Annotated in this window: 8 protein-coding genes and 1 pseudogene; 6 read left to right on the plus strand and 3 right to left on the minus strand. The window is 52.8% G+C overall.

Features of this window, described 5'->3' with window-relative positions:
- From AC1DWB_RS15440 to AC1DWB_RS15450, 3 genes are all read right to left on the minus strand, one after another.
- A partial coding sequence (locus AC1DWB_RS15440) for a PQQ-dependent sugar dehydrogenase family protein (RefSeq protein WP_477541969.1) occupies positions 1–583 on the minus strand: 583 nt, incomplete at its 3' end.
- 519 nt (positions 584–1,102) lie between these two features.
- The gene (locus tag AC1DWB_RS15445; protein ID WP_477541970.1) at positions 1,103–2,722 is read right to left on the minus strand and encodes a response regulator transcription factor; all 1,620 of its coding nucleotides are present in this window, start codon (positions 2,720–2,722) and stop codon (positions 1,103–1,105) included.
- Positions 2,697–4,499, minus strand: coding sequence for a sensor histidine kinase (locus AC1DWB_RS15450; RefSeq protein ID WP_477541971.1), 1,803 nt, complete (start codon positions 4,497–4,499; stop codon positions 2,697–2,699). The genes AC1DWB_RS15445 and AC1DWB_RS15450 overlap by 26 nt, the downstream gene beginning before the upstream one ends.
- Positions 4,500–4,703: 204 nt before the next feature.
- Between AC1DWB_RS15450 and AC1DWB_RS15455 the strand changes: the two genes are divergently transcribed.
- The 6 genes and pseudogenes from AC1DWB_RS15455 (at position 4,704) to AC1DWB_RS15480 (ending at position 12,038) form a co-directional block, all read left to right on the plus strand.
- The gene (locus tag AC1DWB_RS15455) at positions 4,704–6,209 is read left to right on the plus strand and encodes an extracellular solute-binding protein (RefSeq protein WP_477541972.1); all 1,506 of its coding nucleotides are present in this window, start codon (positions 4,704–4,706) and stop codon (positions 6,207–6,209) included.
- 158 nt (positions 6,210–6,367) lie between these two features.
- The gene (locus AC1DWB_RS15460; protein ID WP_477541973.1) at positions 6,368–7,327 is read left to right on the plus strand and encodes an ABC transporter permease; all 960 of its coding nucleotides are present in this window, start codon (positions 6,368–6,370) and stop codon (positions 7,325–7,327) included.
- Positions 7,328–7,341: 14 nt separating this feature from the next.
- Complete coding sequence (locus AC1DWB_RS15465; protein WP_477541974.1) at positions 7,342–8,223, plus strand: carbohydrate ABC transporter permease; 882 nt, start codon at positions 7,342–7,344, stop codon at positions 8,221–8,223.
- Positions 8,224–8,323: 100 nt separating this feature from the next.
- Entirely contained in the window at positions 8,324–9,907 is a 1,584-nt protein-coding gene (locus AC1DWB_RS15470; protein ID WP_477541975.1) for an extracellular solute-binding protein, read from the plus strand.
- A gap of 646 nt (positions 9,908–10,553) precedes the next feature.
- Positions 10,554–10,658 (plus strand): annotated as a pseudogene (locus AC1DWB_RS15475) (hypothetical protein); the annotation flags it as partial.
- 168 nt (positions 10,659–10,826) lie between these two features.
- On the plus strand, positions 10,827–12,038 hold the full coding sequence (locus AC1DWB_RS15480; RefSeq protein WP_477542008.1) for a Sip1-related alpha-galactosidase: 1,212 nt from the start codon (positions 10,827–10,829) through the stop codon (positions 12,036–12,038).
- The last annotated feature ends 32 nt before the right edge of the window (positions 12,039–12,070 follow it).

Below are 12,070 nucleotides of genomic sequence, written 5' to 3' on the forward strand. Positions count from 1 at the left end.
GATCATAGCCTGATCCGCCATCTCCGGTTGTTAAAACAAGTTTTCCTGTTTCAGGTGAAAAGTTTAAGCTATTGACACCATTATGATTTAAAAATGGTCTTCTTATACTAAGTAATGTCCGCCGTTTTTGAGGTTGACCATTCGATTGTAGAATCCATTCTTCAACTGTATCAATATGATCATATTGAATTTCTCTATTTATCCACTTTAGGTTTAAGGTTCTAGAATCACAAGGGTTAGGCTTAAAAGATTCAAAAGCACCTGGAAGAGCACCTGGACCTTGGGTTCCAGTGACTGAATAATGGAGATAAAACAGACCATTATAGTAAAATTCGGGATGAAATGCTAGCCCTAGTAATCCCCGTTCATCATATCCACCACTAGAGACACCTAGTTTTATGATTCGTGGGCGAATATCTAAAAAAGTCCTTATAACCCCGTTCCCTATGTAAAAGATCTCTCCTACCTGGGTTGCAATAAATAATCTTTCAATTGAGTCACCCGGAAGTATAGTTGTTTTCAAAACAGTGGGTAAGTTTATCTTACTTACAATGGGCCGTAACCTAACTTTAACTTTTGTCAATAACTTTACCCTCCTTTTTATTCTTTTCTTTTATAAGAATATGATTAGAACTGTTTATTATTACCGGGGTACCCGGCTCCTACGGCATCGCCTTACACAGGAACAACATATCCTATGTGACCGGCCAATAAAAGAAACCTATATGTTTCAGAAAGCATGCAATTGGAAGCAGTAAGCTATTTTCTTCCGCCCAAAGAAAGGACAGAATGTACCTTCTGTCCTTTCTTTGGAATACAGGAAATTTGGAAAAAAAAGGGGGGACGACGCCGACGGGAGCGCCGAGGGTTACGCGGGCTTTAGTCATTAAAAGTCTTTAGGCGGTGCCGAAGCGCGCTCACCGCCCCCTGACGGTCTGATTTAGCGTCAGCAACGAATGTTTCGAATTACTGGATTAGAAGCAATATGGGTCCTGCGGGAAAATTTGACCGATTGCCGCCTATCCGAATTAGAAGCTATGCTGAATGAAATCATAAGGGCGGAAGGTACTGTTCACATTTAATCCAATAGAGTATTTTTTGGTTAAATAACCGTTTTCCTTTTGTGAGCATTCTTGTATTCGTTTGGGGTCATTCCCGTTACCTTCTTGAAAGTGGTGCAGAAGTACGAATAGTTTTGAAAGCCGGTTTTCTCAGCGAGCTCGTAGTTGCGGTAGCGGCCGTCCTTCAACCATGTTTTGGCAAGCTCGATTCGCTGTTCAACAATGTATTCGATCAGGGAGACGCCCATTTCTTTCTTGAAAAGGTGGCCGAAGTAAGACGGGCTGAGCTGCACTTTGCTTGCGATCGACTCCAGCGTTAGTTCCGTTTGAAGGTTCTGCCGAATAAACAGTACGGCGTTTGAGATTTCCGGACGAAGCTCCCGGATTGTCGTTTGCAACCGGGCTCGCTCCTGCATAAAGCCATGCAGAGCAGCCAAAATCTCATTTAAGCTGACAAATGAGCGGACATCCGGCCAACTCGCACCATCTCCCTCTACATTCGGCAACCGTTCATCCAGATGGGGCCTTATCTCACTCAGGAGAACGCTCACCTGGCTCGGGTCCGGCTGGAAACGCAAGAGCAGCGTTCGAGCATCTCGAATCCACTCGTCGATCCCGGCCTGAAGCTCTTGCTCCTGAGCCTTTAGCTTCCCGGCCAGCCGGCCGACACATTCCGCCCAGCGATCAACCGGGACGGGTTGAAACAAGAGGGGTCCACCCGCATCGATCGGGGCAGGGTGGTCTTGATAAAATCGCAGCACCATGGATTTCTCCGTCTGCGTAAACGTACGCCGCAGCTGGGATAACGATCGAACCGGGCGGCTGTATGCGGCGGTCAGGTTCATCTGCAAATATTTGCCCAGCGGAGCGGCAATGCCGCGGCATACCCGATTCAACCTCGAGGCATAAGGTTCGCTCTCGGTCCCGTCGCAGCCGAGCAGCAGAGCGAATCGGCCGAATTCGAGCGGAAACAGCTCGAACGGATAGCGCTCAGAATCGATCAGCGTTTCGCGCACGATCTCGAGCATACTGTACTCGATGAGCGAGTGATCGCGTTCGGGGTAACGCTGTGCATATTCCTGCAACTTATCGGCCGCGCACAGAAGCAGACCGTGCTCTATGCCGACCAGGTGGATGTCGAGCCGGGCTCCCTCGAGAATCATTTCCCTCTCCTCGGTCAGAAGGCCGTTCAAGATATCGCTGAAAAATTTACGCCGAAGCGGATATTGGTAATTTCGCAGCAGTCGCTCGTGCGATTTCTCGTGTCGCTTGTAGTGGTGGTCACGGTCCAAGTCGATGCAGGCACGGTCGAGCGCCTTCTTCATCTCGACCATGCTGATCGGAGCTTTCAGGACGTAACCGCAGGCCCCGCTTAACATCGCTTGTTGCGCATAAGCAAAATCCCGGTGAGCGGTAAGCATGATGCTGCGGATATGAGGGAATTCGGCGTCAAGCCGATGCAGCAGCTCCAGCCCGTCCATAACCGGCATGGTGATATCGATCAAGGCGATATCCGGCTGCAGGAGCGCGCACTGCACCAGCGCTTCTTCGCCGTGGCCAGCCTCCCCGACGATCTCACAGTCGTATGTATTCCATGGGAAGCTATCCCGGATATGTTGGCGGGCGGCTGGCTCGTCATCTACGAGCAAAATTTTCTTCATCGGTCTCATCCTCCTGCAAAGGGAAATGGTCGGTATCATGCACGGCGGGGAACGTTAGGATGATACGTGTGCCGGATCCGGGACTGCTGTCGATAAGACATTGATAACGATCACCGAACATGAGACGCAGCCGGCGATGAACGTTAACGATGCCGATGCGGCCTCCACGCTGATTGCCTTCCATCCGGTCCATCAACTCCTGCAGCTTCTCCGAAGACATGCCGACGCCGTCATCCTCAACCATCAGCTCCCAACGATCCTCCAGATCCGTCGCCCCGATAAAAAGCGTCCCTTGGCGGCCAAGAGGTACAAGTCCGTGGAAAATCGCATTCTCCACAAGGGGCTGCAGCGTAAATTTGGGAAGCATCCTCTCCAGTACGGTGGGATCGATATCCGATTCGAACCGGAAGGAATCGGTGTACCGGGCTGCCATCAGCTCCACATAGCTCTCCATGGAGCGAAGCTCCTCACGCAGCGGAGCAGGCGATGGGGACACATCCAGGCTGTATTGGAGCTGGTCGGTCAAAGCGGAAATGAGCTTGTCGGCTTTATCGAGCTCGCCCTGCCGGCTGACCATGCTGATCGTATTTAAGGTGTTAAATATAAAATGCGGCTTTATTTGCGCTTGAAGCGCAATGAAGTCCGCCTTCTTTCGTTGCTCCTCCGTATGCTGCAAATCCGAGATCAGACCTCTTATTCGTCCGACCATCTTATTGAAATGCCCCGCAAGCAATCCGAGTTCATCGGTTCTCGGCATATGAATGGAAACGTCGAGCTTTCCACGGCTGACTTCGTTCATCGTGGATGCGATTCGGCGAATCGGTCGGCTGATCATCACAGAGATGAGGCTCGCAATTCCTAATGACAGAACGAGCGAGAGCACGACCAGGATCCAGGTATAGTCCAGTAGCCTGTTTAAAGGGGAGAGCAGCAGATTTCGATCCAGAATCCAGACAACCTGCCAGCCTACGAAATTCGTCCGGCTTCTGGTGAGGAACAGCTCCCGATGGTCCGTATCGTAGAGCTCGTTTTGCTGCCAGTTGGTTTTAAACAGATCGTCAGGCAGGCTCGTCAGGCTGAAGCTTTTGGTAAAGACCGAATAGTCGGCATACGGAGCTTTTCCATAAACCGGACGGTTCGATTCATCGAGCAGCAGCAGGGAGCCCTGTATTTCAGAAGCGCTGTCCGGAATAAGGGCGCTGTAGAGACCTTGTAAATCCAAATCGACAATAAGCAACCTTCTGGAGCCGCGTACCGCATCGACGCTCATGACGACGGAAACCGTATAGCCGGACACCGGAGAGAAGTAAGGACCGATCCAGATCAGCTCTCCCCGATTGATCACCGTCGTCAGCTTCTGCATTAAATAGTCGCTCTCCGTCAGCTTCCAGCCGCTCACGTTCGTCCCGATGACCGTACGATCGTCGATCATGACATGAATGTTGCTCGCGCTCGGCATGAAATAGATCAAGTTATTATTAAACCATTTGCGGATTTCCGACTCCGAGCCCGTCTGCAACCGGTTATCGTTTGCGACCGATATAAAAAAGTTGCGAATATTGGCAAGGTTGAGCTGTAAATACTGATCGGATTTTTGCACCATTTGCTTGGCGTATTCCATTTGTGCGTTTTCAAGCGTATTGGCCGAGTAACGGTAATAAGAATAACCGAACAGCAAAATAATCGCTTCCACTAATCCGAACGCGACCAAAAACATTTTGGTGGACAACTTGAAGCGAAGCGAGCTGGCGCTGTGCCGGATACGGAAAAAGTTCATGCCGATGGTCGTCCTTCCGGATTCATGTGATCAGTTATATTATAAAGGCAAATGATCCGCAACGGACAAACGAAGCATGAAAAAGCGAAATAACGAAGAAAATCTTGAAAAATAGAAAGGAGTTCCCGATGGTTCGCTTCCCTTTCTGCGTTATAATGAGAGATGAGGGAATTTCGGCCGATTCTACAAAGGAGACGTACCCAAATGCACCAAGCAATCACAAGCAAACGTCGGTTGATCGGAGTTTCCGTCTGTGTGGCGGCAACTCTACTCCTGGCCGCCTGCACGCTGCGGGCTCCCAAGGAATCGGAACGAAGCGCGGACCCGGTCAGGCAAACGCCGCTCCTCGAGGTGTTCATAGCCGGAAGCGAGCTGCCGGACCCGATGAACGACGACATCAAGAAGGCGCTGGATGCCAAACTCAATATTGATCTGCGCATCGTAGCCTGCTTGGGGGACGAATGTAAAACGCAGCTCAACATGCGGATGGCAGTAGGCAACCCGCCCGACATTTTTTATGTCGACCGGCGTACACTAAACCGGATGGCGAAGCAGGATCAATTGCTCGACTTGTCGCCGTATATCGATCTGTTTAAGCCTACATTCGATTTTGTCGGAGGGGCTAAGGAACATTTGACCTCGGTTGAAGGCAAGCAGTATGGCATTGCTCTTAATAATACCGCATCTCAGTACACGTACTGGGTGCGGGGCGATTGGCTGGATAAGCTGGGACTGAAGCCGCCAACAAACCTGGACGAGCTGGCCGCGGTCGCCGAAGCGATTACCTTTCGGGATCCCGACGGGAACGGGAAGAACGATACCTACGGGTTCAGCGGCGCGCCTAATCAGGCGCTGGGTCCGATCTTCGGCGCATTCGGCACGACTTATCCGGGACATTTTTACCGCAAAGACGGACGATTGATGAACTCCCTGTACGACCCTGGGATGAAGCCGGCACTTGAATATATAAAAGCTTTGGTGGATGCGGGCGTCGTGGACCCGGATTTTCTGTCCAATACGAAGGTGCAACATGAAGTGAAAGCCTTCCAAGGGCAGCTTGGGTTGTTTTACTACAATTGGCCCAACATGATCAACGATAATAAGGTACGGGAGTGGCAGCAGCTCAATCCGAACGCGCGCTGGACACAGCTTCCTACACCTCAGGGGCCGGGGGGCGCATACGCGAGCTTTTACGATCCGGGGGACTCGAATATTCTCGTCATGCCGAAGACGCTGGGGAAAAGTCCCTACAAGCTGTATAAGCTGATTCAGCTGATCAATTATGTCTCATCGCCCGAAGGCAGCCGGCTTGTGATGTATGGGATCGAAGGCAAGCATTACACGATGAGCAACGGCCGAATCGTTCCAACCGCTCAGATGGCGCAGGCCAAATATTCGTACATGTACCAGTTGACCGGACGGGATGAGCTGGTTTACCTGCAAACGAAGTTCGCGAAGCAGGAGCCTTATTTCAGGTTTGCCATGAAGCAGCCGCGCATCGAAGTGCTCGATTCCTTCATTGAGCCGCCTCCGGAGTACGTCCCGGCCGATACGGAACGCTACATCACCGGAGAGCTGTACAAATTCCTCTACGGCAAGCGGCCGCTGAGCAGCTACGACGACTTCCTCAAGACGCTGGATCTCGAATATCATTACGATGTCTACCTCCAGGCGGCTGAGCAGCAGCTCAAGAGCCAAGGACTACTATAGAAGAGCGCCCCGTTCTCCAAGGAGAGAATGGGGCGCTTTTGGTGTTTGCGAAAATGACGGAATAGCCAAACATTTCGAGAGATATTGCATTTTGAACTAAGGCTTAGTTAGCTACAATGATTATACAGTTGCAGCTAGAGAGGAAAGGATGGATCGACATGGAGTTGTCGGTACACGAGTCGCCGAAGCGGGCGGCCGTCACAGCCGCAGATCGGAAAAGGGCTTTGCGCAAACATATGGCTTATCACAAATGGCTGTATGTGTTTCTTATTCCGGGCTTTCTTTATTTGTTCATATTCAAGTATATCCCGATGTTCGGGATTGTGATCGCCTTTCAGGATTTCAGTCTCGTTCGCGGCATAACGGGCAGCAAGTGGATCGGACTTGAAAACTTCATCTACCTATTGCATGCGCCTGACTTTTACCACATTCTCCGGAACTCGCTCGTGCTCAGCTTCTATCAAATCATCTTCGAGTTTCCGGCTCCGATCCTGCTTGCCATCATGCTGAATGAAGTGAGGCATATGGTGTTCAAACGGGTCACGCAGACGATTCTGTACCTGCCGCACTTTATTTCTTGGGTCGTCCTTGCGGGGCTGGTCATCAATTTTTTGTCTCCCTCGAACGGGATTGTTAATCAGATCATCAAGTCGATGGGACACGAGCCGATTCCGTTCCTGCTGAAGCCCGAATATTTTCGGACGATCCTGGTCTCCGCGGAGGTGTGGAAGGGGGTTGGCTGGGGGACGATCATCTATCTTGCCGCTATGACGAGTATTGATCCTACGTTGTATGAGTCGGCGAAGATCGACGGAGCCGGACGGTTTCAACAAATCCGCCATATTACGCTGCCAGGTATTTTGTCTACCGTCGTCGTCCTGCTGATCCTGCAGGTCGGCCATATCCTGGATAACGGCTTCGAGCAGGTCTTTCTGCTCTACAATCCGATGACCTACGAGGTTGGCGACGTCTTCGAAACGTATACTTACCGCATCGGCCTGATCGACGGGCGTTTATCGTTTGCGTCGGCGGTCGGTCTCTTCAAAGCGGTTGTCGGCTTTGTGTTAATCCTGGCGGCGAACCGTCTGGCCAGGCTGTTCGGCAAACAAATCTGGTAAGGCAGGTAGCTCCTATGAAACGACGATTCCGATTGGACGCCTTTGACATCACCAACTATACGTTGATCACATTGATCTGTATCATTATGCTCTATCCGTTTATCAACGTGCTCGCGGTCTCCTTCAGCTCGTATACGGCTTATGTGGCCAATCCGCTGATGATCTGGCCGCATGATTTCGACCTCGGTGCTTACAAAGAGATTATGCGGCACCGTATTCTATGGGTCAGCTATCGCAATACCATCTTGGTCACGATCATCGGGGTAACAGCGGGCCTCGTGATGTACGTGCTTACCGCTTACCCGTTATCCAAAAAAGTGTTGAAGGGCCGGAAGACGCTCATGACGATCGTCGTATTCACGATGCTGTTCAGTGGAGGCCTCATTCCCAACTACTATTTAATGAGGTCGCTTGGACTTCTCGATTCGCTCGCGGCGCTCATCCTGCCGTCCCTGTTCTCGGGCTTCAGCCTGATCCTGATGAAAAACTATTTCGAAGGGCTGCCGGAGGAATTGGAGGAAGCGGCCAGGATCGACGGGGCATCCGATCCGTACATTCTGCTGCGCATCATCGTTCCGCTCTCGATGCCGATTATCGCAACGCTCGGTTTGTTTTCGGCGGTCGGGTATTGGAACAACTTTTTCAACGGGATCATCTATATCCGGTCCGTCGACAAGTGGCCGCTTATGCTGTTCCTGCGGGAGATTATCGAGGGGGCCAACGCCAAAATGATCTCTTCCGGCGGCAATGCAGCTGAGCTCGGAGCTGAACAAATTACGTCGGAGACGCTAAAATACGCCACTTTGACGATCGTCATGCTTCCGATTCTTTTCGTGTATCCGTTTATCCAGAAATATTTTGTGAAGGGCATTACACTTGGTTCTGTTAAGGGTTAGCGTACCGATTGCAGATTGACGCATGGCGATGGAATGCTCGATAGTTAAAGGGATGTCCCTTTCACTATATACTAAATTGAAAATCCTGGAGGAGATTCACATGGTTACGAAAAAGAGGGGGCTTTTGGCGGCAATAGCGGCAACGCTGGTGCTGACCACCGCGGCATGCGGGAAAGGAAGCTCCGGTAACACGACAACGGACGCGGGTGGATCGTCACCGGCAGCGACCTCGGCTTCGACTAAATCGAGCCAGCCGGTACCGATCAAAATAATGGGGAATTACGACGCGGGAGATTTATCGGAGACGGACAAAAAGATGGTCGCTCTGCTGGAGCAGAAAACGGGGACGAAGATTACTTTTGAAATCCCGCCGCTTACCGGATATAAGGAAAGGTTGCAGCTGATGCTGGCGTCCGGCGACTATCCCGATCTCGTCTTTTTCCCGGCCACGAACGATCCGAGCTTCTTGAATGCAATGAAGGACGGCGTGATTTTGCCGGTCAACGATTATATCAAGAACACGAAAAATTTGGAAAAGTACAGCTACGATACCAGTTGGGATGCACTCAAAGTCAATCAGGACAACAAAATTTACGGCATTCCGCGTACGTCCGTTACTCGTAACGATGCTTATTGGGTGCGCAAGGACTGGCTCAAAAATGTCGGTATCACCATCCCCGACAACTCGGAGGTCACGATTGACCAGTTCACCGACATTTTGCGTAAATTTACGAAGAATGACCCGGACAAAAATGGCAAGAACGATACGTACGGGTTCGCCGTTAATGCCAATGCGAAGAAGGTGCTTGATCCGGTATTGTCCGGCACATTCGGACAGACCGGCTGGACGAAAACGAGCGGCGGCAAATACGAGTATATGGATCCGATTTACGATACGACCTCCGATGCTTATAAGAAATCGCTCTCTTACACGAACATGCTGTATAAGGAAGGTCTGCTGGATCCCGATGCGGCTACGAACGACGGCACCAAGGCGAGGGAACGCTTCTGGAAAGGCATTACGGGCGTTTTTCCGGGCTTCGCCGGCCACTACAACTGGCATACCGATGAAATGCGCAAGCTGAATCCGAATGTCGAACTGACTTACGTCTTCGTGAAGGACGATAAGGGACAGGTGAAAGGCGGAGGCTACGCAACCGGCCTGTGGGGCTTCTGGGCGGTTATGAAGGGGTCGAAGAATCCTCAGAAGGCGGTAGAATTCCTGGACGCTTATTTATCCGACGACACGTGGCCGACTGTGAGCGACGGCTTCGAAGGGTCCGACTATAAGGTTGATAATGGGCAAAAGGTCGCCCTTCCGAACACGCCGACCGCCTTCGTTCGCAAAAACACGATGCGTCGCGCGAACGATATCGACTTCTTCATCACGGTCGGTATGGATAAGAACGTGAAGGATCTCATTATGCCATGGCTTAAAAAGTCGGTAGACACCGTCGTGCGCGGCAAAGACCTGGGCTTTGTGCCGGATGCGGCCAAGAAGCCGGAGATGATGGATTACCAAAAGGTGTGGGATCAGACCGTGATGAAGATCATTCTCGGCGATCAGCCGGTCAGCAAATTCGACGATTTGCTGACCGGATGGTATAAAGCGGGCGGCGAGGATTACGTCAAGCAAATGAATGACTTTATTAAGAAGATGGATGCGGCCAAGGCAGCCAAGTAAGTTGTCCATTTCGGAAAGGGGCGTCCGCTCCCGTCGCGGTGCTGACTGCGGTGGGAGCGGACGCTGTTTTAGCGGACGCAATTTTAATAGAAAAGAAAGAGGAGAATGAATAATGGGAAATCCAATTGCCGATGTGCAGCTGAAAACACTATCTTTTGTCGGTTTGGAGCAGAAGAGCGGAATGATGGCGGAGCAGGGCGGATCGTATCTCCCGAACGACCGCGGCGTGATTATGCGGTACGTGGTGGAGCTGCCGTCCTTCGAAGCAGCCTCTTATTTCGCCCCGTTCCAGAAGTATGACCCGATCCCTGGACATACCCAGGCATGGCCTGATGGCTGTAATCGCATCCAGCCCTTGGCGATCCGGGATTTTCGCGACCTTGTGATCGGCGGGCACTTCCTCCTGCTCAAGCTGCAAAGCGGCGGCTATGTGGCGCTGCTCGCCGTTACGAGCCCGAAGACGCTTGCGTGGTTTGCCGAGGAGGATGGCAGGCTGATGCTGGAGATCGGCACGCTCGGCACCGGACGGGTGGAGGCGGACAGCATCCCGCTCTGCGCTTGGGCCGAGGCCTCCGATCCGTATGCAGCCTGCCGGAGCGTCTGGGAGACGGCGATCTTCGACAAACGGCTGGGCGGATCGGTCCGAATGCGGGAAGAAAAGCAATATCCCGAGATATTCCGCTATTTGGGCTGGTGCAGCTGGGAGGAGTACAAGTTCGACATCAACGAACAGATGCTGCTTCAAGCGGTGGATCGGATCGAGGAATCCGGGCTGCCGGTCCGGTATGTCCTGGTGGACGACGGCCACCTGCACGCCGATGCGATGCGCCGCCTCCTCAGCTTCCGCCCGGACGCGAATAAATTCCCGAACGGCTGGTCGGCGCTGCTGAATCGCCGGGCGGAAGAGCGAATCAAGTGGATGGGACTGTGGCTGAACTTCAACGGCTATTGGGGCGCGATTAGCCCGGACCACGAACTCGGTGACCTTGGATCCCATCTGGAGCAGGTGCCGGGAGACCGGCTTCAGCCGAAAAATTCGTTTCTCGATTCGCTTGCCTTCTATGACGAGATGATCGGCACGGTGCGGGAAGCGGGCTTCGATTTCGTCAAAGTCGACAATCAGGCGCAGAACGTGAAGCTCAATACCGGCACCGACAACGGCTCGGAGCGGGCGGCGCACAATGCACAGGCTTTGGAGACCGCTTGTGCCCGCCATGTGGACGGCTTGATCAATTGCATGGCGCACAATGCAGTCGCCGTCTTCAATACGAGACTCAGCGCAGTGACCCGCTGCAGCGAGGATTACGCTGTCGGCGACCTGGCCCGGGCGAGGCGGCACCTGCATAACTCGTACGGCAACATGCCTTGGTTCGGGCAAACCGTTTGGGGGGATCACGACATGTTCCATTCCGGCGACGCGGGAAGCGGCCAGATCATGGCCGTATCGAAGGCGATGTCCGGCGGACCGGTCTACTTGTCCGACAACCCGGCGGCATTCGATGCGGGCAACGTTCTCCCGTTGTGCTACTCGGACGGAGAACTGCTCCGTCCTCAAGCGCCGGCGGTTCCGTTGCGCGAATGTTTGTTTGACAATCCGCTGGAAGGGGAGAAGCCTTATGTCGTAATCGCTCCACTGCAGGGAGGGACGGCCGCCGTCGTCGCCTACAATTTGTCGGAGCCGGAGGTGCCGTTAGAGGGATCGATTCGTCCTGAGCATTATACCGAAGCCGGCTGCATGCTGCAGACAGAGCCGACGGTGTGGACGGTCCCGGCCGAAGGGCTGGTCATTTATGATTGGCTGGAACAGAGCGCATCCCTCTTGGACGGTCCGCACAATTATAAGCTTCCGGGATACGGGAACCGGTTTTACATGCTGACGCCGATTCGCGACGGCTGGTCGACCATCGGCCGCACCGACAAGTACTTGTCTGCGGCGGCGGTCGAAACGATTTCGGCCTCCGCGCAAGAATTGATCGTCCGCTTGAGAGAGAGCGGTCCTTTCGCGGTTTGGAGCGCCTATGGGCAACTGGAGACCGACGGCTGCACACCGGCAACGGACGACGGCCGGTTGTGGCGTTTCGAGCCGCCGGCGGGACAAAAGTATGCGGTCATGCGAATACGTCGCAAATAATGCGAGGAGGCTGAAACTTAGGGAGGGAATGG

The sequence above is a fragment of the Paenibacillus sp. P4_E11 genome (genome assembly GCF_056401635.1).

Excerpts from the sequence above, each read along its gene's own strand:
- AC1DWB_RS15465 (WP_477541974.1), top strand. The coding sequence starts at position 7,342 with ATGAAACGACGATTCCGATTGGACGCCTTTGACATCACCAACTATACG.
- AC1DWB_RS15455 (WP_477541972.1), top strand. The coding sequence starts at position 4,704 with ATGCACCAAGCAATCACAAGCAAACGTCGGTTGATCGGAGTTTCCGTC.
- AC1DWB_RS15445 (WP_477541970.1), bottom strand. The coding sequence starts at position 2,722 with ATGAAGAAAATTTTGCTCGTAGATGACGAGCCAGCCGCCCGCCAACAT.
- AC1DWB_RS15450 (WP_477541971.1), bottom strand. The coding sequence starts at position 4,499 with ATGAACTTTTTCCGTATCCGGCACAGCGCCAGCTCGCTTCGCTTCAAG.
- AC1DWB_RS15480 (WP_477542008.1), top strand. The coding sequence starts at position 10,827 with ATGGGACTGTGGCTGAACTTCAACGGCTATTGGGGCGCGATTAGCCCG.
- AC1DWB_RS15470 (WP_477541975.1), top strand. The coding sequence starts at position 8,324 with ATGGTTACGAAAAAGAGGGGGCTTTTGGCGGCAATAGCGGCAACGCTG.
- AC1DWB_RS15460 (WP_477541973.1), top strand. The coding sequence starts at position 6,368 with ATGGAGTTGTCGGTACACGAGTCGCCGAAGCGGGCGGCCGTCACAGCC.